The organism is Flavobacterium sp. (assembly GCF_049318325.1).
Classification (GTDB): Bacteria; Bacteroidota; Bacteroidia; order Flavobacteriales; family Flavobacteriaceae; genus Flavobacterium.
Map to the genome: position 1 here is coordinate 1 of NZ_JBMOGQ010000008.1, position 21,881 is coordinate 21,881.

The 21,881-nt window shown below is 34.0% G+C and carries 19 protein-coding genes and 1 tRNA gene; 12 read left to right on the forward strand and 8 right to left on the reverse strand.

What is annotated here, in order from left to right:
• Positions 1-624: amino acid--tRNA ligase-related protein (locus ACOYLP_RS01725; RefSeq protein ID WP_422854449.1), on the reverse strand; the 624-nt coding region annotated here is incomplete at its 3' end.
• A 170-nt stretch (positions 625-794) separates the two neighbouring features.
• Between ACOYLP_RS01725 and ACOYLP_RS01730 the strand changes: the two genes are divergently transcribed.
• Positions 795-1,787: a TlpA family protein disulfide reductase gene (locus ACOYLP_RS01730; protein ID WP_422854450.1), complete on the forward strand. Its 993-nt coding sequence runs from the start codon at positions 795-797 to the stop codon at positions 1,785-1,787.
• A 174-nt stretch (positions 1,788-1,961) separates the two neighbouring features.
• Positions 1,962-2,306, forward strand: a complete 345-nt coding sequence (locus ACOYLP_RS01735) for a toxin-antitoxin system YwqK family antitoxin (RefSeq protein ID WP_422854451.1) — start codon at positions 1,962-1,964, stop codon at positions 2,304-2,306.
• Between the two features lie 69 nt (positions 2,307-2,375).
• Here ACOYLP_RS01735 and ACOYLP_RS01740 read toward each other — a convergent pair whose 3' ends face one another.
• The 4 genes from ACOYLP_RS01740 to ACOYLP_RS01755 form a co-directional block, all read right to left on the reverse strand.
• Entirely contained in the window at positions 2,376-5,825 is a 3,450-nt protein-coding gene (locus ACOYLP_RS01740) for an efflux RND transporter permease subunit (protein ID WP_422854452.1), read from the reverse strand.
• 87 nt (positions 5,826-5,912) lie between these two features.
• The gene (locus ACOYLP_RS01745) at positions 5,913-7,052 is read right to left on the reverse strand and encodes an efflux RND transporter periplasmic adaptor subunit (protein WP_422854453.1); all 1,140 of its coding nucleotides are present in this window, start codon (positions 7,050-7,052) and stop codon (positions 5,913-5,915) included.
• 11 nt (positions 7,053-7,063) lie between these two features.
• The gene (locus ACOYLP_RS01750) at positions 7,064-8,410 is read right to left on the reverse strand and encodes a TolC family protein (RefSeq protein ID WP_422854454.1); all 1,347 of its coding nucleotides are present in this window, start codon (positions 8,408-8,410) and stop codon (positions 7,064-7,066) included.
• 10 nt (positions 8,411-8,420) lie between these two features.
• Positions 8,421-9,026, reverse strand: a complete 606-nt coding sequence (locus ACOYLP_RS01755; RefSeq protein WP_422854455.1) for a TetR/AcrR family transcriptional regulator — start codon at positions 9,024-9,026, stop codon at positions 8,421-8,423.
• A gap of 237 nt (positions 9,027-9,263) precedes the next feature.
• On the opposite strand from ACOYLP_RS01755, the gene ACOYLP_RS01760 reads away from it, so the two are divergent.
• Both ACOYLP_RS01760 and ACOYLP_RS01765 read left to right on the forward strand, forming a co-directional pair.
• Positions 9,264-10,238: a polyprenyl synthetase family protein gene (locus ACOYLP_RS01760; RefSeq protein ID WP_422854456.1), complete on the forward strand. Its 975-nt coding sequence runs from the start codon at positions 9,264-9,266 to the stop codon at positions 10,236-10,238.
• Between the two features lie 104 nt (positions 10,239-10,342).
• The gene (locus ACOYLP_RS01765) at positions 10,343-10,693 is read left to right on the forward strand and encodes a hypothetical protein (protein WP_422854457.1); all 351 of its coding nucleotides are present in this window, start codon (positions 10,343-10,345) and stop codon (positions 10,691-10,693) included.
• On the opposite strand, the gene ACOYLP_RS01770 is transcribed toward ACOYLP_RS01765, so the two are convergent.
• Entirely contained in the window at positions 10,690-11,289 is a 600-nt protein-coding gene (locus ACOYLP_RS01770) for a hypothetical protein (protein ID WP_422854458.1), read from the reverse strand. The two genes, ACOYLP_RS01765 and ACOYLP_RS01770, sit on opposite strands and share 4 nt — an antisense overlap.
• 53 nt (positions 11,290-11,342) lie before the next feature.
• Between ACOYLP_RS01770 and ACOYLP_RS01775 the strand changes: the two genes are divergently transcribed.
• The 3 genes from ACOYLP_RS01775 to ACOYLP_RS01785 all read left to right on the forward strand — a co-directional run bounded on the left by ACOYLP_RS01775 (position 11,343) and on the right by ACOYLP_RS01785 (position 16,881).
• Positions 11,343-14,114, forward strand: coding sequence for a 2-oxoglutarate dehydrogenase E1 component (locus tag ACOYLP_RS01775; protein ID WP_422854459.1), 2,772 nt, complete (start codon positions 11,343-11,345; stop codon positions 14,112-14,114).
• 93 nt (positions 14,115-14,207) lie between these two features.
• The gene (gene odhB, locus ACOYLP_RS01780) at positions 14,208-15,419 is read left to right on the forward strand and encodes a 2-oxoglutarate dehydrogenase complex dihydrolipoyllysine-residue succinyltransferase (RefSeq protein ID WP_422854460.1); all 1,212 of its coding nucleotides are present in this window, start codon (positions 14,208-14,210) and stop codon (positions 15,417-15,419) included.
• A gap of 214 nt (positions 15,420-15,633) precedes the next feature.
• The gene (locus ACOYLP_RS01785; protein ID WP_422854461.1) at positions 15,634-16,881 is read left to right on the forward strand and encodes a TCR/Tet family MFS transporter; all 1,248 of its coding nucleotides are present in this window, start codon (positions 15,634-15,636) and stop codon (positions 16,879-16,881) included.
• Here the strand turns inward: ACOYLP_RS01785 and ACOYLP_RS01790 are convergent.
• Complete coding sequence (locus ACOYLP_RS01790) at positions 16,844-17,281, reverse strand: retropepsin-like aspartic protease (protein WP_422854462.1); 438 nt, start codon at positions 17,279-17,281, stop codon at positions 16,844-16,846. The two genes, ACOYLP_RS01785 and ACOYLP_RS01790, sit on opposite strands and share 38 nt — an antisense overlap.
• Positions 17,282-17,398: 117 nt before the next feature.
• Between ACOYLP_RS01790 and ACOYLP_RS01795 the strand changes: the two genes are divergently transcribed.
• The 5 genes from ACOYLP_RS01795 (at position 17,399) to ACOYLP_RS01815 (ending at position 21,273) form a co-directional block, all read left to right on the forward strand.
• Entirely contained in the window at positions 17,399-18,169 is a 771-nt protein-coding gene (locus ACOYLP_RS01795; protein WP_422854463.1) for a TatD family hydrolase, read from the forward strand.
• A gap of 63 nt (positions 18,170-18,232) precedes the next feature.
• Complete coding sequence (locus tag ACOYLP_RS01800) at positions 18,233-19,369, forward strand: 1-acyl-sn-glycerol-3-phosphate acyltransferase (RefSeq protein WP_422854464.1); 1,137 nt, start codon at positions 18,233-18,235, stop codon at positions 19,367-19,369.
• Complete coding sequence (locus ACOYLP_RS01805; protein WP_422854465.1) at positions 19,359-20,387, forward strand: asparaginase; 1,029 nt, start codon at positions 19,359-19,361, stop codon at positions 20,385-20,387. Before ACOYLP_RS01800 ends, ACOYLP_RS01805 begins: the two co-directional genes overlap by 11 nt.
• Positions 20,388-20,444: 57 nt before the next feature.
• A tRNA-Ser gene (locus tag ACOYLP_RS01810) sits at positions 20,445-20,531 on the forward strand.
• 25 nt (positions 20,532-20,556) lie between these two features.
• Positions 20,557-21,273 carry a porin family protein gene (locus tag ACOYLP_RS01815; protein ID WP_422854466.1) on the forward strand — a complete coding sequence of 239 codons (717 nt, stop codon included), beginning with the start codon at positions 20,557-20,559 and terminating at the stop codon, positions 21,271-21,273.
• Here the strand turns inward: ACOYLP_RS01815 and ACOYLP_RS01820 are convergent.
• Complete coding sequence (locus tag ACOYLP_RS01820; RefSeq protein ID WP_422854467.1) at positions 21,268-21,873, reverse strand: hypothetical protein; 606 nt, start codon at positions 21,871-21,873, stop codon at positions 21,268-21,270. The genes ACOYLP_RS01815 and ACOYLP_RS01820 overlap by 6 nt on opposite strands.
• Positions 21,874-21,881: the final 8 nt, after the last annotated feature.

Sequence of the window (21,881 nt, forward strand, 5' to 3'; positions counted from 1 at the left end):
TCCACCAACCATCAACAATTGTTTGAAGGTTTGAGGCGATTGTGGTAACGCATAAAATTGACCTTGATTCATTCGGCTCGGCACTACAAAATCACGAGCGCCTTCCGGCGTAGATTTAATTAAATACGGAGTTTCCACTTCACAAAAATCCAAATCAGATAAATATTTACGAACTTCCATTGCCACTTTGTGACGGAAAAGCAACGAATTTTTAACTGGATTTCTACGAATATCCAGGTAACGATATTTCATTCGGATGTCTTCGCCACCGTCGGTTTCGTCTTCAATAGTGAAAGGAGGAGTTAATGCAGTATTTAGAATATTTAATTCAGAAACCAGAATTTCAACATCGCCAGTAGTCATGTTGGCATTTTTGGATTCACGCTCAATAACAGTTCCTTTTACCTGAATTACGAATTCTCTACCTAGCGATTTTGCTTTATCAAAAACGGATTTATCGGTTCTTTGTTCGTCAAAAATTAACTGAGTAATTCCATAACGATCGCGTAAATCAACCCAAATCAGAAACCCTTTGTCACGCGATTTTTGAACCCAACCCGCAAGGGTTACTTCTTTATTAATATGTGTAGCGTTTAATTCGCCATTATTATGACTTCTGTACATTGGAATAAATTTTTTTATAAATAACAGTTCGACCTTCGGTCTAGGGTGCAAAAGTAAAAAACTTAAACCAATTAAATGGTCGAAGTGACAAATCAAATTTAAGTCAATCTTTAATTTTTGAATTGGCAAAACAAGTATATTTGATATCTTAAAAATTTAACACACCAATTATGAGGAAAATAGTTAGTTTTATTTTAATCGCATTTGTTTCTGCTTTAGCAACGGCTCAAGAAACTATAACTTTTCAAGCAGAAATCACTAATAAAAATGGAGATATCATTTATATTAAAGACAATCAAAAAACAATACAAGAAATTAAAGGAGATTCCAAAGGCATTTTCAAAGCTACCTTTTCGGTAAAAGAAGGTATTTATCAATTGTTTGATGGTGTTGAATATGCTCAATTGTATTTAAAAAATGGATTTGATTTAAAAATGACACTCGACGCCTCAAATTTTGATCAAAGTCTAAAGTTTAAAGGCAAAGGAGAAAAAGAAAATAATTTTTTGGCACAAGAAGCATTGTTGAATCAAAGGTATGGTTATGAAGATTTATTAGCTTCGGATGAAGAAAGTTTTAAAAAACAAATTGATGATAAAAAGAAAGCTGATTTTGAAAGACTAGAAAAAGCAGGTCTTAATCCTTTTTTTGTTGATGCTTTTAAAAAAGGAATAGAAATGGGACTTGTGGGATTGCAAGAATATTATATTAAAATTGCAGGCAATAGAAAATTAAATAATACTAATGCACCAAATTTTGACTTTGAAAATCACAAAGCTGGAAAAACTTCACTAGAGAGTTTGAAAGGGAAATATGTGTATATTGATGTTTGGGCAACTTGGTGCGGACCATGCAGAGCCGAAATTCCATATTTGAAAAAAGCGGAAGAGAAATATCATGGCAAAAATATTGAATTCGTTAGCATATCAGTAGATACAGATAAAGACCATGACAAATGGAAAACTTTTGTGACCGAAAAGGCTTTAGGAGGTATTCAGTTATTTGCAGATAAAAATTGGAACTCTGATTTTATAAAGGCATTTGGAATTAATTCCATCCCTAGATTTATTTTAATTGATCCAAATGGTGTCGTAGTTGATGCCGATGCAAAACGCCCTTCAAATCCAAAATTATTAGAACAACTGGACGAATTACTGAAATAAACTAATCTCAAAACACAAATTAAACCATGCTTTTGCTTGGTTTTTTTGTTTATTAAACATTTGAGCAATGTTAAATTTCCATCCAATGTTACTAAATTGTTAAAAAAAAGTTTTTATAATGTAAAATAATATATACATTTGTTATGTTATTATGAACATTTAAAACCTACAACTATGAAAAAGATTATGATTTTAGGCGCTTTAGCAATCTCAGCATTGACTTTTGCACAAGCAAAAAAACCAGTTTTAGAACAAGACGGTAACTTAGTAAAAGCTACTTACTACTATGATAATGGACAAATCCAACAACAAGGTCATTTTAAAGATGGTAAATTAGAAGGAATTTGGGTTGCTTATGATATTAATGGAAATAAAAAATCAACTGGAGATTATGCTAATGGTGAAAAAACCGGCAAATGGTTTTTTTGGAATGACAAATCGCTAAGTGAAGTTGATTATTCAAAAAGCAGAGTTGCAAATGTTAAATCATGGAAACAAGATGCATTAGCTAAAAATTAATAAGAAGTTATATTTTATAAAAAAGGGGAATTCAATTATTGAATTCCCCTTTTTTATGGAAGCACTATATTACAATGCTTTTCTATCTCTGATCCAATATTTAGTTCTCTTCACTAAGAAGAACATTACTGGTACCATAATCAAAGTTAAAATAGTGGCATAGGTTAATCCGAAAATGATAGTCCATGCCAATGGCGACCAGAAGATAACATTATCTCCGCCCATATAAATGTGAGGATTTAAATCGGTTATTAAACCAAAAAAGTCAAAGTTAAGACCAATTGCTAATGGAATTAAACCCAAAACTGCAGTTAAAGCGGTTAATAGTACAGGTCGAAGACGGTTTTTACCACTTTCAATAATTATCTCTTCAATTTCTTCAATGGTTAAATCATTATGACTTTCAACACCTTTTTCGGCTACTTTTTTGTCTAACAATAATACAAAGAAGTCCATTAAAACGATGCCGTTTTTCACCACAATTCCCGCCAAGGAAATAATTCCCATCATGGTCATTAAGATAACGAAATCCATATTGGCAATTACATAACCATAGAATACACCACTAAAACTCAATAAAACAGTAAATAGAATTACAATGGTTTTAGAAACGGAGTTAAATTGAAGCACAATGATGAGAGTAATTCCAGCCATGGCTAGAAATAAAGCATACATCAAGAAACTTTGATTTTTGCCCTGCTCTTCTTGAACACCTGAAAACGAATAGGTAACTCCTTTTGGTAATTTATAATTTGTTAATTCACTGCCAATTTGTTTAGTAATTTCATCACCATTATAACCAGTCAACACATTCGAATAAATAGTCATTACTCGCTTGTAGTTTTTTCTTTTGATTTGATTATAAGTATTTACTTTTTCGGTTTCAGATACAGCCGAAATAGGCACTTGCATCATTTGCCCATTGGCTTGATTTCTATAAGTCAACGATTGATTGAATAATACATTTTCGTTTTTACGTTGATCTTCTTGCATACGCACCATAATTTTATAGTCATCATCTCCTTCTTTGAAAGTGGATATTTCCTGACCATAAACAGAACGTCTTAAGTTAAAGCCTAACTGACCAGTAGAAACTCCTATACTTCCAGCATTTACTCGATCTACTTTTACTTCAAGTTCTGGACTTTGTTTGTTTACATCAACATTAAGCTTTTCAATTCCAGGAATTTTTTTAGCATTAATAAAAGCAATCATTTTGTCTGCCTCTTGTAGCATCTGATCATAATCTGAGCCAGTTAACTGAATACTAATAGGATAACCCGCCGGTGGACCATTAGCATCTTTTTCAACGGTTACAGTTGCACCTGCAATTCCTTTTACTCGTGCTCTAATTTCATCTAAAACATCAGAAGTATTTATGCCTTGTCTAAACTTGAATTCAGAGAAGTTAACGGTTACTTTACCTTTAAAAGGCGTTTCGTTTGCCGAACCGGCATCTACATTTGGATTACCAGCTCCAACACCAACCTGAGAAACAATACTTTCTGCTAAGAAGTTTTTATTGGTTTTTGGATCGATATATTTTTTCATGATATCGATAACTTGTTTTTCTACAAACAAAGTTGCTTTGTTGGTTTTTTCAATATCGGTTCCTTGAGGATATTCGATATAGGTAATCACTTGTCTCGGGATATTGTCTGGAAAGAAAAGTACTTTTCTTGGGAAAAGGCCTAACAAGAAAATGGATAAAAATAACATTCCGATAATACCTCCAAGTGCAAACCAAGCATTTTTCCCAGTCAAAATTTTACGTAAAAAACGTTTGTATTTTTCTTCCAATCTAGGGAAAAAGCTATGTTGAAAATCTTGAGTCCATTGAAACAGTTTCCATTTGTATAACCACATTAACCCTAATGAAATTAAGGCAAAATGTCCAATTCCACGCGCGAATTTAAGGTCTTTTACATTTCCAATAATAACAAAAGCAATTCCGATTAATGCGAATATTAAAGTGTATTTTTTCGCTGATTTTAAGGTAACATTTTTGTCTTCTATATCCATTGACCCGCCTGTCATAGAAGCATTAACAACCATTGCCACAAATAAAGAGGCAGTTAAGGTCACCGTCAATGTTATAGGAAAGTAAATCATAAATTTACCCATAGTTCCGGGCCAAAGAGCAAAAGGTAAAAATGCCATTAAAGTGGTTGCCGTTGATGAAATTACAGGCCATGCAATTTCGCCAATACCAATTTTAGAGGCTTGTACTCGCGGCATTCCCTTTTTCATATTGGCAAAGACATTATCGACAACTACTATTCCGTCGTCAACCAATAAACCTAATCCCATTACCAATCCAAAAAGCACCATAGTGTTTAATGTTAAACCAAACATGGATAGAATGGTAAAGGCAATCATCATCGAAAGCGGAATGGCTGCTCCAACGAATAAAGAGTTTCGCAATCCCATGGTAAACATCAATACAATCATCACCAAAACAATTCCGAAGATGATGTGATTGGACAATTCATCTACTTGATGCTCAACTCGTTCGGATTGATCGTTGGTTAGTTCAACGGCTAAATCTTTTGGCAAATAATTTTCGTGCGCTAATTTTAGTTTTTCTTTTACTTGATCAATTGCAGATATCATATTTTGCCCAGAACGTTTCTTCACGTCAAGCATTACCACTTCTTTACCTTTCTCACGAGCATAGGTGGTTTTTTCTTTTTCTTTGAATGAAACTGTAGCAATATCTTTTAGGTAAACAGTTCCACCATTGTGTTTTACAATTACATTTTCGAGCTCTTTAGGATCTTTAATTTCTCCTACAATTCGGATATTATTTCTCGAACCTTGTGAAATTAAATTACCACCCGAAAGCGTCATGTTTTCATACTTTACCGCATTTTGAATATCATCAAATGATACTTGAGCTGCAGTCATTTTGAAGATATCAACGGCTATTTCTACTTCTCTGTCATCTACTCCAAGTATTTCTACTTTTTTAACTTCTGGGATTTCTTCGATATCATCTTGAAGTCTTTCACCGTATTTTTTAAGTTGTTGCGTAGTGTAATTTCCTTTTAAATGGATATTTAAAATGGGTACTTCTTCCGAAATGTTCAATTCAAATACGCTTGGTTCCACTTTACTTCCGTTATCCAAATTAGGCCAATCAGTATCTGCTTTTACGATATCAACTTTGTCTTTGACTTTTAGTTTGGCTTCTTCAATACTAACTTTATCCGAAAATTCGGCTATGATCATTCCGTAGTCTTGGAAGGAACTAGCGGTTACTTTTTCAACTCCACTGATGTTTTTGAATTCTTTCTCTAATGGTTTGATGATTAATTTCTCTACATCTTCGGCTGAATTACCTGGAAAAACAGATGAAATGTAAACTTTGTTTTCTATGATTTCTGGAAAATCTTCACGAGGCATAGTTACATAAGCAATAAGACCTGTAATGGTAACTAATAAGGTAAATATGTATACAGTTACGCGATTCTCTATTGCCCAACTTGATATTCCGAATTCTTTATTTTTATGTGACATGTTTTTAAAGTTGTTGGTTGTCGGTTGTCGGTTGTTAGTTATTGGTTTTTAAGCCATTAACTATCAACCAACAACTGTCTACTTTTGTTAGAAATTAAGTTTCATTCCGTTTGAAATGGTGTTAACACCTTCAGTAACTATTATATCATCTGCTGATAATCCGCTTTTAATTTCAGTTACATTATCCGAGGATTTTCCAACTTCAACGATGACTTTTTTAGCTGTCCCTGTTTTTCCATTACTACCTTCTACTACATAAACATATTTTGAACCTGTTCCATCTTCTTGAATCACAGCTGTAGGCACTACAATCGCATTTTTATTAACATAATCTACAATTTTCAACTTTGCCACTTGATTAGGACGCAGTAAATTCTCTGGATTAGGGAGGCTAACTTCGATGCCAAAACTTCGATTGTTTGGATTTATAAAATTACCAACCTGACGTACTTTACCTTTATAGGTTTTATTTAAAGAAGTTAAGTACACATCTACTTGATCGCCCACTTTTAGTTTGCCAATATAGCTTTCTGGAACCGAAGTTGAAACATACATATTCCCAAGGTTTACAATTCGCATCAAGCCTTGCTGACTAGGAGCAACCACTTGTCCTTTTTCTGCAAAAACTTCATCGATTGTGCCAGAAAATGGAGCACGAATAACCGTTTTTGATAATTGAGCTTTGATTTGAGCAACTGCTTTTTGAGCAGATATCATTTGAGTTTGCGCTTGCAAAAATTGAATTTCTGAACCAATTTTTTTATCCCAAAGATTTTTTTGTCTATCAAATGTAGTTTTTGCTAAACTATATTGATTTTCGGCGCTAGCCAATTGTTGACTCATTCCTGCATCATCAACTCTTCCTAAAATTTGACCTTTAGCAACACGTTGTCCGGCTATAACAGTTAACGAAGTTAATGTACCACTAAATTCCGGTTGAATCAATATATTTTCTTTGGTATCTACACTACCTTGAATGTCTAAGTAATGGTTGAAAATGGTGTCTTTTATTGTTACAACTGTTACTAGAGCTTCTTCTTTTTTGACATCCAATGTTGCTAAACCAGCTTCTATTTTTGCAATTTCGGCCTGAAGAGATGTTTTCTTTTCGTTTAGTGCTTTAACATTTTTGTCTGCTATTAAATCTTCAATAGATTTATTATTTTCTTTATTTCCGCAAGCGAAAAGAACAAAACTTAAAACGGTGATTATGGCTATTTTTTTCATTATATATCAGGTTAATTTTTATTTACTATTTTTTCTAAAGAAGCTTTTTTATTTATGATGTTAACCATCGATTGAAGATAGTTTTGTTGTGCAGTATACAATTGTCTTTGTGCTTCACTGAAATCAAAACTCGAAGACAGGCCTTCTCTAAATTTGATTTGTTGTTTTTTCTCGATTCGTTCGGCTAAGTTTAAATTGCTTTTTGAAGTTGCATATTCTTCAATGCTAAAATCATAATCGCTTTTTGCTTTTTCGTATTCCAATTTTAATTGTTGTTCGATTTGAGTAAGTTGTGTTTTGGCCTGATCTAAAGCAATTTTAGCCTGTTGTGTTTTGGCACTTCTACCTAAACTACTGAATATGGGTAAATTTAAACTAACACCAATATTGGAAAATCTATTCCATTTTTGATCGCCGTTAGCAAAATCAAATTCATTGGCAAACGAATTGTAACCAAAATTAAACGCAGCTCCCAATGAAGGCAAGGCTTTACTTTTTTGAAGTTTTAATTCTAATGATCGTTGTTCTTGAAGATTTGATGCCATTTGATAATTAATACTTTGAGACACCTCAAAACTATTTTGAGTTAATGCTAAATCTAAATTAGATGCTGTCAAATTATCTAATTTATCGGTCAGTTTTAATTCAGAATTAATTTCAATACCTAAAGAGAATTTCAGCATTTTGTTGGCAATATCTAATAGTCTTTTCACATTGCTTAAATTACTGTTGATGGAAGACAGAGTAATTTGAAGTTGTTCAACGTTTTCCTCTTCAATCAAACCATTATTAAATGTTTCTTGAGTGTCGGACAAAGTTTTAGATAATGTTGCTTTATTTTTTTCAAGTATAGCAACGCTTTCTTCAGCAAGTAACACATTACCATAAGCATTGATTACCATTTCTCTTATTTCCAGATTGGTTTTTTGCTTGGCATTTTCATAATATTTCAAATATGTTTTTGATGCTTGAAGCGCTACAATATAGGAACCATCAAATAGTAATTGACTCAATGTTAGATTAGAGTTCATAGTTTGTTTGGTGCCAAAAGCAAATAAACTAATATCATCTGGATTGCCAGCTGGATTAAAAGCATTCCCAGAAACACCTTGTAATGTAAAATCGATATTATTTAGATATCCTACGCTTCCACTAATTTGGGGTAAACCCGAAGCGGTGGTTTCCCATTTTCTTTTTTTGGCGGCTTCAACATCTCTATTGGCATTGATGATGCTATAATTGTATTGCAAAGCATGCTCAATAGCTTGTTGAAGACTAAATGAATAGCTTTCTTTCTTTTCTTGGGATTGTAAAAAACTCACAAGCATCAATAAAGTTATTATTAGTTTGTTTTTCATAGATTGATCATTATTTATTTACTTCTAATTGTTTTTCTAATTGTTTTTCTAATTCTTTAATTCCTTTAGGTGTTGCCAAGGCACGTGTATGATATTCCAATGCCTGGTATTCTAATTCAAAAACTTCTTTTTCAGATTTTGTAGTTTCATTAATGTTAAATATTAAAGTATAATAAAACCGAACACTTGATTCAATATCAATGTTATCTCTATATAATCCTTCCTTAATGCCTTTAGCAATATTTTGTCTAAAAACAGCATTGCATTCATCTACTTCTCTACAAATAAACTCATTGTGAATTTCGGGATAGTGTTTTTTTAACTGATAAACAGGAGAATTGTCAAAAGAATTAAACATCTCTCTGAACATTTTTCTAATTTCAAAATTTTCATGAATGGCATTGAAATTTTTTGATACAATCGTGTTTATGGTGTCATGAATTTTTTCATGAACGGCTCTTGTTCCCTCTGAAATTAGGATTTCTTTATTTTCAAAATATTTATAAATGGTTTTTTTTGAAATACACATTTCATTGGCAATATCATCCATAGTTACACTTTTGAAACCGAGTTTCAAAAACATCTCCGTTGCTTTTTCAATAATTTTATATTTCATTTATGCGGGATGTATTCACTTATAATAGTTGCAAGCAAATGACAGAATCTTTAATCAGGATTCTTAATTTTTCGTGGCAAATGTAAACTGGAAACTTTTAACACCAAAATAGTTTCCATAGTGTTAACACTAATTTAACATTGAGAAAAAAAAGACACTTTTGTAATGCGGTAAGAATAACTTAAATTAGCCACCCGAGACCGAAGGTCGAATTGTACAAAGTAAAAAATATTTTTCATGCGCATCATTTCCGAATATCAAGATTTAATTTCGAGACATTTCGATTCTATAAAGTATCAAAAAGAACCTAATAATTTATACGAGCCTATTCGATATATCCTTTCACTTGGTGGAAAAAGATTGCGTCCTGTTTTGACCTTAATGGCTACAGAAGTTTTTGATGTGGATTGTCAAAAAGCATTGGCAGCAGCAACAGCGGTAGAGGTATTTCATAACTTCTCACTGATTCATGATGATATTATGGACGATGCTCCTTTGCGAAGAGGAAATGAAACCGTTCATGAAAAATGGAATATCAACACCGGAATTTTATCTGGAGATGCTATGCTTATATTAGCGTATCAATATTTTGAAGCTTATGAACCAAAAATATTTCAAGAATTAGCCAAGCTTTTCAGTAAAACAGCTCTTGAAGTTTGCGAAGGACAACAGTATGACGTTGATTTTGAAACGCGAGATGATGTTACTATTCCTGAATATTTAAAAATGATTGAATATAAAACAGCTGTTTTAGTTGCTGCCGCCATGAAGATGGGAGCAATTGTGGCTGAAACTAGTCAAGAAAACAAAAACTTGATTTATGATTTCGGATTAAATTTGGGTTTAGCCTTTCAATTACAAGACGATTATTTAGATGCATTTGGCAATCCTGAAACCTTTGGCAAGCAGGTAGGAGGCGATATTATCGAAAATAAAAAAACGTATTTGTATTTGAAAGCAATGGAATTTGCATCAGTAAACGAAAAGGAACAATTACTGCATTTGTTCTCTTTTCAATCAAGCAATAATACAGATAAAATAAATTCTGTTAAGGACATTTTTAATCAAACCGGAGCATCTGCGGAAACAAAAAAAGCTATTGAGAATTATACTTTCAAGGCGTTAGAAACTTTGGCAAAAATGAATATTGGCAATGATAAAAAAGCAATTCTGAAAGCTATTGCCGAAAATTTAATGAGTAGAAATGTCTAGAATGTTGATTGAAGATTGAGGAATTATGATTTTGGAAGGATATTAAATCAAAACCAACGACATAATTTTAAATCAAAATCGTTAATCTTAAATCTTAAATAAACTTGTTTATAGCACCAAATTCCACAGACGAATTACTTTCGGAAGCCGAAAAAGAAAACTTGTATTCTAAATTGATTGAGCAAATTAATAAGGATTTCAACTTTGCCAATGAAGCAGTTGATTTTCCACAAAGTACCACTCCGCAAGAACTCAAAGTGCAGTTGCACGAAAAAATTTACAGACTTATTCAGTACAAATATGCTGAATTACTCAATTTGCTTTACATTATTGATGTGCCTGAAGAAAACATCAAACAATTGGATGGATCCGACACCGTTGAACTCTCTGAGCAAATTGCCTTTTTGGTTTTAAAAAGAGAATGGATGAAGGTGTGGTTTCGGAACCACTACTAAAAAAACACTCTCACAAATGGCATAAAGGCGCTACCATAGATGTCTTTGTTTCTATCGAAAAGCAGGTTTAATCGCGCGCCAACAGTAACTCCTCCTTCTCGATATCCGCCACCGACAAACAAACCAGTATTCCAAAAATTACGGTAGTAATGTTCGCCTAAATCAATATATTTATTATTGACATTTATTTGCTCCACTTCCAGCGAAAGCTGAATTTCTTCTATCGGACTAAATAATCCTATTAAACTTGCTCCAAAAACATTAGATGAATAGGAATTCTTTTCATTTAAATAGCTGTATTGCAAACCTGTACCTAAAGCAAAATAGTCATTAAAATTATAAATACCACTTGGAGCAATAGTAATGTTGGTGAAGTTATTACCAATAGACAACCCAAAACCGCCACCAAAATTTACACGTTCCCAAAAAGCATTTGTTTTGGCTTTTGGTAAAGGTTTCTCTTGTGCAATAATTGAAGTCGAAAACACAAATAGTAATGCTAGAAAACCAATATTGTATAATGAAGGTTTCATCTTTTGTTTTCTTTGAGTTTTAAAAGCATAAAAGTATCTAAAATAATTATTAATTTCTTTCATTTATTGTACTTTTGCCAAACTATTAAACAAATCAGGATATTCAATTATTTTTTATGGATAGGTTTTCCTTTTTAAACGCAGCACATACCGAATTTTTCGCCGATTTATATGAACAATACCTTCAAAATCCAGATAGCGTAGAGCCAAGTTGGAGAGCCTTTTTTCAAGGTTTCGACTTTGGATTGACATCATACAATGAAGAAAATGCTGTCACTGAATTAGCAAATTATGCTGTTAATGTTCCTCAAAATGGTCAGGTTTCGGATAAGATTCAAAAAGAATTCAATGTGTTAAAACTAATTGATGGTTATAGAACACGTGGACATCTTTTTACACAGACCAACCCAGTTCGTGATAGAAGAATTTATTCTCCCAATTTAGATTTAGAAAATTTTGGTTTATCCAATGCCGATTTAAACACTATTTTTGATGCCGCTAAAGTATTAGGACACAAGCCTTCTTCACTACAGGAAATTTTAAATCATTTGAAAAACGTGTATTGCCAACATATCGGCATCGAATACATGTACATGAGAAATCCCGAGGTAATCCAATGGGTTCAAGATAGAATAAACATTAACGATAACCTTCCAAATTTCAATAATGATCAAAAGAAACACATTTTAGGAAAGCTCAACGAAGCTGTTTCTTTTGAGAACTTTTTACATACTAAATATGTAGGTCAAAAACGTTTCTCACTGGAAGGAGGGGAAAGTATTATTCCCGCCTTAGACGCTTTGATTGATGCTGCAGCTGAAAAAGGTGTAGAGCAATTTGTAATGGGAATGGCTCATAGAGGAAGGTTAAATATCCTTGCCAATATTTTCGGGAAAGCTACACAAGATATTTTCTCCGAATTTGACGGAAAAGATTACGATAAAGAATATTTTGACGGTGACGTTAAATACCATTTAGGTTTGACCTCTGAACGAAAAACCAAATCAGGTAAAAAAATCAATATTAATTTGGCGCCAAATCCTTCACACTTAGAAACGGTTGGAGCAGTTATAGAAGGGATTACTCGTGCCAAACAAGACAAATATTTCCCGGACGATTACTCAAAAGTATTACCAATTGCCGTTCACGGTGATGCCGCAGTAGCCGGACAAGGAATTGTATACGAAATTGTGCAAATGGCGCAACTAGAAGGATACAAAACTGGCGGTACAATCCATATAGTAATTAACAATCAAGTTGGATTTACAACCAATTATTTAGATGCGCGTTCGTCAACGTATTGTACTGATGTGGCTAAAGTAACATTATCGCCAGTACTTCATGTAAATTCAGATGATGCCGAAGCAGTTGTTCACGCCATGCTTTTTGCATTAGATTTCAGAATGCAGTTTGGGCGCGATGTGTTTATCGATTTGTTAGGCTACAGAAAATATGGTCACAATGAAGGTGATGAACCTCGTTTCACCCAGCCTGTTTTATATAAACTGATTGCTAAACATAGAAATCCAAGAGATATTTATGCAGAGAAATTAATATCGGCTGGAATTGTTGATGCCGCATATCTAACTAAAATAGAAAACGAATACAAAGACTACTTAGATGAAAATCTGCAAGCGTCGCGTAAAAAAGATTTGACCATTATCAAACCGTTTTTGCAAGACGAATGGGAAGGTTATGTTCAGGTTTCAGATGATGAAATGTTGAAAAAAGTAGATACTACTTTTGATAAAAAAAGTTTAGATGAAATCATCGTTTCAGTTGCTACTTTGCCATCAGATAAAAAATTTATCAGCAAAATTTCTAAAATTGTTACCGATAGAAAAACCATGTATGACAATGATGCTATCGATTGGGGAACAGCTGAAACCTTGGCATACGGAGCATTATTAACCGAAGGATATGACATTCGTATTTCAGGGCAAGATGTAGAAAGAGGTACTTTTTCTCACCGTCACGCCGTTGTAAAAGTAGAAGATAGCGAGGAGGAAGTAGTGTTATTAAATACTGTAAAAGGTAAAAAAGGAAAATTCAATGTTTTCAACTCTTTCCTTTCTGAATATGGTGTTTTAGGTTTTGATTATGGTTATGCCTTAGCTAATCCAAATGCATTAACTATATGGGAAGCTCAATTTGGTGATTTCTCAAACGGAGCTCAAATCATGATAGACCAATACATATCATGTGGAGAAGACAAATGGAATAATCAAAACGGAATTGTTTTATTGTTACCCCACGGATACGAAGGGCAAGGTGCAGAACACTCTTCGGCACGTATGGAAAGATACCTTCAACTTTGTGCACGACACAATATGTTTGTAGCCGATTGTACCACACCCGCCAATTTCTTCCACTTGTTGCGTCGCCAAATGAAAACAAAATATCGTAAACCATTAGTTGTGTTTACGCCAAAAAGTTTGTTACGTCATCCGCTTTGTGTTTCAACTCGTGAGGAATTGTATAATGGCAGTTTCCAAGAAACCATTGATGATAAATCGGTCGACAAGAAAAAAGTAAAAACAGTAGTTTTCTGCACTGGAAAATTCTTTTACGACATTCTTGCCGAAAGAGAAAATTTAGGCAGAAATGATGTAGCTTTGGTTCGTATCGAGCAATTATTTCCGTTGCCAACAGAGCAATTGAAGGAAATAATTAAAGGGTATCCAAATGCTGATGATTTTGTTTGGGCACAGGAAGAACCCAAGAATATGGGAGCTTACAGCTATATGTTGATGAATTTCGATTTAGTAAAATGGAGATTGGCTTCGCTTAAAGCCTATGCCGCACCAGCAGCAGGAAGTCACATTCGAGATAGAAGACGTCACGCTGATGCCATCAGGATGGTATTTGATAAAAATTTATTTAGATAAAAAAGAGGTTTAGGTTTTTTGGTTTGTAGTTTTTGGTTAAACGCAAACAAGGAAACTATAAACAACAAACTATAAACAATAAACTAAAAGGACATGATTTTAGAAATGAAAGTCCCATCACCGGGAGAATCAATAAAGGAAGTAGAAATTGCTACTTGGTTAGTAAAAGACGGCGATTATGTAGAAAAAGACCAAGCTATTGCTGAGGTTGATTCGGATAAAGCCACTTTGGAATTACCTGCAGAAGCCAGTGGAATTATCACACTAAAAGCAGAAGAAGGCGATGCCGTTGCGGTTGGTGCTGTTGTATGTTTAATCGATACAAGCGCAGCAAAACCAGCAGGTAATTCTTCAGTGCCTGCTGCTGAAGTTAAAGTAGAAGCTGCAAAGACAGAAGTAAAGACAACTCCAGTTGCAACAACAACTTACGCTACCAATACACCATCACCAGCAGCCAAAAAAATACTTGACGAAAAAAATATTCAATCATCAGATGTTTTAGGAAGTGGGAGAGACGGAAGAATTACTAAAGAAGATGCAATAAATGCCGTCCCTTCAATGGGAACTCCTACTGCAGGAGGCCGAAGTTCGCAAAGAACAAAACTATCCATGTTGCGTCGTAAAGTAGCCGAAAGATTAGTGTCTGCTAAAAATGAAACCGCTATGTTGACTACCTTCAATGAAGTTGATATGACGGCTATTTATGCTTTGCGGGAACAATACAAAGAAGAATTTAAAACCAAACACGGTTTAGGATTGGGCTTTATGTCCTTTTTTACCAAAGCCGTAACCCGCGCTTTAAAATTATTTCCTGATGTGAATTCCATGATAGATGGTCAAGAAAAAATATCGTATGACTTTTGCGATATTTCAGTAGCGGTTTCTGGACCAAAAGGATTGATGGTACCTGTAGTTCGCGCAGCTGAAAATTTAACTTTCAAAGGAGTAGAAGCGGAAATCAAACGATTAGCAATTCGTGCCCGTGACGGACAAATTACCGTTGATGAAATGACTGGAGGAACATTCACTATTTCAAACGGAGGCGTTTTCGGAAGTATGTTGAGTACACCAATCATCAATCCGCCACAATCAGGAATCTTAGGAATGCACAATGTAGTAGAAAGAGCTATTGTAAAAAATGGCCAAATCGTTATCGCGCCTGTAATGTTTGTAGCACTTTCTTATGACCACAGAATCATCGACGGTCGTGAGTCGGTTGGATTCTTAGTGGCAGTAAAAGAAGCTTTAGAAAATCCAGTAGAAAAATTGATGGATAACAATCCTAAAAAAGCGTTAGAGCTTTAAGGATTTCTTCCGCCTCGGATGAGGCGCCTATATATTTGAATCCCGTTTCGTTTTTGAAGCGGGATTTTTCGTTTATTTGCATACCGCATGAGTGATTGAAGCAAGTACCGAGTACTGCGGAAAGCACGGCCCAAAGGGACACGCCCACCCAAGGCAAATGCCGAATAGAGCGAAGCTAAAAACTATTAGAGATACTGAAATAAATTCAGCATAAATGAAAAAAAATCAAAAACAAGCCGCGATAGGATTTATTTTTATCACCATGCTGATTGATATTACGGGTTGGGGAATTATCATTCCGGTAATTCCAAAACTGATTGCTGAACTTATTAATGGTGATATTAGCGAAGCTTCAAAATATGGGGGATGGTTGACTTTTGCGTATGCCATTACACAATTTGTTTGCGCACCATTAATTGGAAATTTGAGCGATAAGTATGGACGACGACCAATTATCCTGATTTCACTTTTTGCCTTTTCATTGGATTATCTATTACTGGCTTTTTCACCAACCATCATTTGGTTATTTATAGGAAGAATTATTGCAGGTTTAACAGGTGCTAGTATCACAACAGCTTCTGCCTACATTGCGGACGTTAGCACACCCGAAAACAGAGCCAAAAATTTTGGAATGATTGGTGCAGCCTTTGGGTTAGGTTTTATTATCGGTCCTGTGATTGGAGGTTTACTTGGGCAATTTGGATCGAGAGTTCCGTTTTATGCTGCCGCTATTTTGTGTATGCTGAACTTTCTTTATGGTTATTTTATTTTACCAGAATCGTTATCCAAAGAAAATCGAAGAGCATTCGAATGGAAACGAGCTAATCCAATAACCGCTTTTCTGAGATTAAAAAAATATCCTTCTTTAGTTGGTTTGATTTTAGCCATTTTTCTTTTATATGTTGGTTCGCATGCTGTTCATAGTAATTGGAGTTTTTTCACGATGTATCGTTTCAAATGGGATGAAAAAATGGTCGGAATTTCCCTTGGTGTAGTAGGACTTTTGGTAGGTCTTGTGCAAGGCGGTTTGATTCGTTGGACTAGTCCACGACTGGGGAATCAAAAAAGTATTTACATTGGTTTGTCACTTTACACAGTTGGAATGTTGCTCTTTGCATTTGCAACCCAAAGCTGGATGATGTTTGTGTTTTTAATTCCGTATTGTTTAGGAGGAATTGCAGGCCCGGCTTTGCAGGCTACTATTTCTGCAAAAGTTCCGGCAAATGAACAAGGTGAAATACAAGGAACTTTAGCCAGTTTGATGAGTGCTTCAGCTATTATTGGACCGCCAATGATGACGAATACTTTTTACTTTTTTACCCATAAAGATGCACCGTTTCAATTTGCAGGAGCTCCTTTTATTTTCGGTAGTTTTTTGATGTTGCTCAGCACTGTTATCGCAATATATTCCTTGAAAAAACATGCTACTTCAAATATAAACAATGATTATAATAATCAATAATCGCTTTTCCTTCCAATAAAATATCGGCACCAATAATGCCATGAACAGGTTTTGCCTTGTATTGTTGCAACGCCTCATTTACATGAGACAAATCAAAATTAACCAAATGAAAATCATCTGTTTTCCATCGGCCTATTTGTAGCGTATTGTTTTTTGCCAGTTGAGTAAACATTCCGGCTGCTCCAGCACCCGATGCTTTGTTTTTTGATTTTCCGGCTTTGAGATTAAAAAGGACAATACTTTCAAAACCAACACAACTATTGGAAGCACCAGTATCTAAAATAAAATTCCCCGAAATTCCGTTGATAGTAGCTTTAACTAACAAATGCTGGGTTTTTGAAACTTTAAAATTTATTTTTTTGTATTTCTCTTTTTTGAGTAAGTCCTGAAGATGTTTCATAAATGCAAAATGATGTCAAATGTAAATCAAAAAACGATAGTAAACTTTGAACTGAGGCATTGCCGAACGGATTTTTTTAATAAACTTAGCAACTCAGAAACTTAGCAACTTTTAAAAATGATTTTAACCGATACACACACACATCTTTATTCTGAAGAATTTGAAAACGACAGAACAGAAATGATTCAACGAGCCATTGATGCAGGAGTTTCCCGTTTTTTTGTGCCGTCGATTGATTCCGATTATACTCAAAGAATGTATGATTTAGAAGCGCAGTTTCCAAATAATATTTTCTTGATGATGGGTTTGCATCCGTGTTATGTAAAACCCGAAACTTATAAAGTAGAATTGTCTCACGTAGAAAACGAATTGAAGAAAAAGAAATTTTACGCCATTGGCGAAATTGGAGTAGATATGTATTGGGACAAAACTACATTGAAAATTCAACAAGAAGCTTTTCAACACCAAATTCAATTGGCAAAGAAATATAAATTGGCCATAAATATTCATTGTCGTGATGCTTTTGATGAAGTTTTTGAGATTTTAGATAGCGAAAAGGCAACCGACTTATTTGGAATTTTTCATTGTTTTACCGGTGATTTTGAACAGGCCAAAAGAGCAATCGATTTGAATATGAAATTGGGAATTGGTGGTGTTGCCACTTTCAAAAACGGAAAAATTGATCAGTTTTTAAACGAAATCGATTTGGAACATATTGTTCTTGAAACTGACTCGCCTTATTTAGCGCCGGTTCCGTTTCGTGGCAAACGAAACGAAAGCAGTTATACCAAATTGGTAGCTGAAAAATTAGCATCAATATATGAATTATCAATAGAAGAAATCGCTCGAATAACTACTGAAAATTCTAAACAAGTTTTTGGCATTTAACCCAAAATATACCAAAAAGTGACTTTTTTTTTGTTCATTTGTTCTGCTAAATTGTAAGCTAACATGCAAAGATTTGATTCCATTCGACCGTTTTATGACACCGAAGTTAATGAAGCCATTCACTCGTCTGTAAATCATCCAATGATGAAGGCGTTAATGGGGTTTACATTTCCCGATGTAGACGAGGAAGTTTGGAAAGACCAACTCAAAAGAACTCATTCTATCCGAGATTTTCAATGTAATTTTATTTATAAATCGGTACAAAATGTTTTAGCAAAAAGCTCTGAAGGATTAACCACTTCGGGCTTTGAAAAACTTGAACCTAACACTTCCTATCTTTTTATTTCAAATCATAGAGATATTATTTTAGATACGTCTTTGCTCAATGTGGCGCTATTTGACCACGGATTAGTAATGACTGCATCAGCTATTGGCGATAATTTGGTAAAAAAATCCTTTTTAAAGACGCTGTCTAAACTTAACAGAAACTTTTTAGTACAACGTGGGTTGCCTCCAAGAGAATTATTAGAAAGTTCTAAATTAATGTCGGAATATATTGGTCAATTATTACTCCGTGAAAATCGTTCGGTTTGGATTGCTCAACGCGAAGGAAGAACCAAAGACGGCAATGATGCTACACATTCTGGCGTATTAAAGATGTTGGCGATGGGTTCAGACGAATCCAATTTAATGGATTATTTCAAGAAAATAAAAATTGTTCCGGTTTCTATTTCGTATGAATACGATCCGACGGATGCTTTAAAAATGCCTCAGTTAATTGCTGAAGCCAATGATGAAATTTACATTAAAGAAAAAAACGAAGATTTCGTTACCTTGCTTAGCGGAATTATTGGTCAAAAGAAACGCATTCACATTCATGTTGGCGATATTTTGAATAAAGAATTAGATAAAATCGCTAAAGATTTTGACAATACAAATAAGCAAGTTCAGGCTTTGGCTCAGACAATAGATGATTCTATTTTGCAGAGCTACAAACTTTGGCCGACCAACTATATTGCATACGATTTATTAAACAAATCCACTACATATAGCCATTTCTACACTGAAAACGAAAAGTCATTGTTTGAAAGACGATTGGAAATGCGAATCGATGAAAACAATCCGCAAATGGTAGATAGCTTTTTAGCGATGTATGCAAATCCAGTAGTCAATAAATCAAAATATTTGGATGCAAACTAAACCCAACATACTATTAATTTATACTGGTGGAACTATTGGTATGATTAAAGATTTTGAAACTGGGGTTTTGAAAGCATTCAACTTTAAAAAGCTTTTGCAAAAAATTCCAGAACTCAAGCATTTGGATTGTAATATTGAAACAGTTTCCTTTAAAAAGCCTATTGATTCCTCCAATATTGATCCTGAAAAATGGATTGAAATTGCAGAAATTATAGAAAAAAATTACACCAACTTTGATGGATTTGTTGTGCTTCATGGCTCAGATACGATGTCGTATTCTGCTTCAGCATTGAGTTTTATGTTGGAAAATTTGAACAAACCGGTTGTGTTTACAGGTTCGCAATTGCCTATTGGCGACTTGAGAACTGACGCCAAAGAAAACCTGATTACGGCAATACAAATAGCATCTTTGCAACAAAAAGGTAAATCAGTAATACACGAAGTTTGTTTGTATTTTGAATACAAGTTATACCGCGGTAACAGAACAACAAAAATTAATGCAGAGCATTTCAATGCTTTTGCGTCGCCTAATTATCAGCAATTAGCCGAATCAGGTGTTCATTTGAATGTGAATACAAATTTGGCTTTTCCAAAACAAACCACCAAAAAATTAGAAGTTCATAAAAAGTTAGACAGAAATGTGGTCATTGTAAAAATGTTTCCAGGCATTAATGAATCTGTTTTAACAGCCATTTTTGCTATTCCAAATTTAAAAGGAATAATACTCGAAACATATGGATCAGGAAATGCGCCAACAGAAGAATGGTTTATAGAAGCTTTGAAAAAAGCCATTAAAAATGGGCTTCACATTATTAATGTAACTCAATGTTCGGGTGGAAGTGTCAATATGGGACAATACGAAACTAGTTCACAATTAAAAAAAATTGGTGTAATTTCAGGAAAAGATATTACAACAGAAGCCGCCATTACAAAACTAATGTATATGCTAGGACAAAATGTAGCGCCGGCGGTTTTCAAAACTATTTTTGAAACATCGCTTCGTGGAGAAATGCAGTAAACAAAATGCGTTCTAACTTTTTTTACTGAAAAAAAATATTGTTATTTGCATATCAATAGAGAGGTGTCCGAGTGGTTGAAGGAGCAAGCCTGGAAAGTTTGTATATGGGTAACTGTATCGTGGGTTCGAATCCCATCCTCTCTGCAAATTACTTCCCTAAAATAGTGGTATGCGAAACAGTCTTCTCATAATAACATTTTTTACTACGCTTAGTATTTTTGCTCAAGAAATTGAGATCAAGAAAGTGGTTAAAGATGAGATTGATTTTGATGCTATTGATTCTTTATATCGAGAAGACCAATTTTATGTAAACATCACCTACAACGCTCTTCAAAAGCGAATAGATGGGATTGCTCAAAATAAACTTTCTCCTGGAATTGCATTTGGTTTTTTGAGAGATATGCCAATAAATAAAAAAAGAACTCTTTCTGTAGCTGCAGGGTTGGGCTATTCGTTGGCAATTTACAATCAAAATTTAGGGATTTCTGAAACAAATGGAACATATACCTATCAGGTTTTGGATTCGGGCATTTCATTTACTAAAAACAAATTATCCCTACACTATATAGATTTGCCAATAGAATTTAGATGGCGAAACTCAACTCCAGAAAGTCATGTTTTTTGGCGTGTTCATTCGGGAGTAAAATTGAGTTATCTTTTTTATGACCAATACAAATCGGTTTCGTCTAACGGAACAGTTACCCTATCTAACAATTCGGATTTGAATCAATTTCAATATGGTTTTTATCTTTCTTTTGGCTGGAATACTTGGAATTTTTATGCCTATTATGGATTAAATCCCATATTTAAATCTTCTGCTAAAATTGAAAATCAATCCATTTCTATGAACACAACCAATTTTGGTTTGATGTTCTATATTCTATAGCCAAAAATAGAGTAGAAGACTTTGAGGAATTAAACCACACAAAAATCCAACTAACAATTCTTTATTTAAATGTGCTTTCATAACTAATCGTGAAGAAGCAACAAGACCATTCATCAATACAAAAAAAGTAACCGTATTGATGGTGTTAATTTGGTTATGAATGCTCAAACCAATAATAAAAACGGTTAGCGAACTAATCCCAATCATGTGAATACTTGCTTTGAATTTGACATAAAATAACAAAAATGCAAAAATAGTACTCAGCAATCCTCCAACAAAAAAGAAATACAAGCTTGGGAAACGATCAATTGTTATGCTTTTTTCTATCAAAACAGCAAAAAGCATAATCTGCAATAATAACGGAATTTTACGTTGCGATATATCCGAAAGCATAACATTTTCTATTTTCCCGAAAGTTCTAAGTAGATAAAAAAACGCAATTGGCAAAAGGAAAGTTATTATGATTATTTGCAAAAAAAGAATCAAATATTGAGGTAAAGTTAAATATTTTTCTTCAAGCAAAACGTAAAAAACAGTTCCTAAAAGCGGAATGAAAATAGGATGAAAGACATACGAAAAAAAAGGAAGGATTTTTTTCAAGGTGAATT

Coding starts and splice junctions, on each gene's coding strand:
- ACOYLP_RS01730 (WP_422854450.1), top strand. CDS start 795: ATGAGGAAAATAGTTAGTTTTATTTTAATCGCATTTGTTTCTGCTTTA.
- ACOYLP_RS01735 (WP_422854451.1), top strand. CDS start 1,962: ATGAAAAAGATTATGATTTTAGGCGCTTTAGCAATCTCAGCATTGACT.
- ACOYLP_RS01740 (WP_422854452.1), bottom strand. CDS start 5,825: ATGTCACATAAAAATAAAGAATTCGGAATATCAAGTTGGGCAATAGAG.
- ACOYLP_RS01745 (WP_422854453.1), bottom strand. CDS start 7,052: ATGAAAAAAATAGCCATAATCACCGTTTTAAGTTTTGTTCTTTTCGCT.
- ACOYLP_RS01750 (WP_422854454.1), bottom strand. CDS start 8,410: ATGAAAAACAAACTAATAATAACTTTATTGATGCTTGTGAGTTTTTTA.
- ACOYLP_RS01755 (WP_422854455.1), bottom strand. CDS start 9,026: ATGAAATATAAAATTATTGAAAAAGCAACGGAGATGTTTTTGAAACTC.
- ACOYLP_RS01760 (WP_422854456.1), top strand. CDS start 9,264: ATGCGCATCATTTCCGAATATCAAGATTTAATTTCGAGACATTTCGAT.
- ACOYLP_RS01770 (WP_422854458.1), bottom strand. CDS start 11,289: ATGAAAGAAATTAATAATTATTTTAGATACTTTTATGCTTTTAAAACT.
- ACOYLP_RS01775 (WP_422854459.1), top strand. CDS start 11,343: ATGGATAGGTTTTCCTTTTTAAACGCAGCACATACCGAATTTTTCGCC.
- odhB (WP_422854460.1), top strand. CDS start 14,208: ATGATTTTAGAAATGAAAGTCCCATCACCGGGAGAATCAATAAAGGAA.
- ACOYLP_RS01785 (WP_422854461.1), top strand. CDS start 15,634: ATGAAAAAAAATCAAAAACAAGCCGCGATAGGATTTATTTTTATCACC.
- ACOYLP_RS01790 (WP_422854462.1), bottom strand. CDS start 17,281: ATGAAACATCTTCAGGACTTACTCAAAAAAGAGAAATACAAAAAAATA.
- ACOYLP_RS01795 (WP_422854463.1), top strand. CDS start 17,399: ATGATTTTAACCGATACACACACACATCTTTATTCTGAAGAATTTGAA.
- ACOYLP_RS01800 (WP_422854464.1), top strand. CDS start 18,233: ATGCAAAGATTTGATTCCATTCGACCGTTTTATGACACCGAAGTTAAT.
- ACOYLP_RS01805 (WP_422854465.1), top strand. CDS start 19,359: ATGCAAACTAAACCCAACATACTATTAATTTATACTGGTGGAACTATT.
- ACOYLP_RS01815 (WP_422854466.1), top strand. CDS start 20,557: ATGCGAAACAGTCTTCTCATAATAACATTTTTTACTACGCTTAGTATT.